The 727-nt window shown below is 39.5% G+C and carries 1 protein-coding gene; it reads left to right on the top strand.

Annotated elements, in window-relative coordinates:
- The coding region (locus P0108_RS07145; RefSeq protein WP_473730940.1) for a recombinase family protein at nt 1-727 on the top strand (727 nt) is incomplete at both ends.

Genomic DNA, 727 nt, shown 5'->3' on the forward strand with positions numbered 1-727 from the left:
TTTTCTTGATGTTGCTTCAGCTAAGGTTGGATCTTCAAGAAACGAGTTTAATCGAATGATTGATGAGTGCGAGAAAGGTAATCTTGATATTATTCTTACTAAAAGTGTGAGCCGTTTTGGTCGTGATACGAAAGAAGGCTTAGAGGCTATTAGAAAGCTTAAAGCTTGTGGCACGAGAATTATCTTTGAGACAGATAAAATTGATACGGAAACTGTCGATGATGAACTTTTAATCAGTGTGGTTCAGGCTTGTAGTCAAGCAGAGAATGATTGGCGTAGTGAGAATATTGTTTGGGGATTAAGACGTAGGGCAGAAGATGGCACATCAGGTCTTTATAGCAGAGTTTGTTATGGTTATAAAAAAGATAAACATGGCATGCTGATTATTGATGAAGAGCAAGCGAAGGTAGTGAGAGCTATCTTTGATTGGTATCTAGAAGGTTTAAGCGTTGTTGGAATTATTGAAAGATTAAAAAGTAAAGGTGTTAAGTCTCCAAAGGGGAAAGACAGTTGGAGTAAACGGGCTGTTGAGAGCACTTTGACTAGGCGTAAATATACAGGCGATGTGGCTATAGCTGATTCAGGCGGTTCTGACAGGCAATATTTGTATTCGGATCATCATTCCGGAATTATTTCTAAAGAGAAGTTTGAAGCCGTTGAGCTTGAGATGGCGGCTCGGAGTAATGTGGAAGTTGGAGAGGACGGGACTATTGTTAGAAAGAAGAAA

It is taken from the genome of Gardnerella sp. c10Ua_244 (assembly GCF_055818055.1).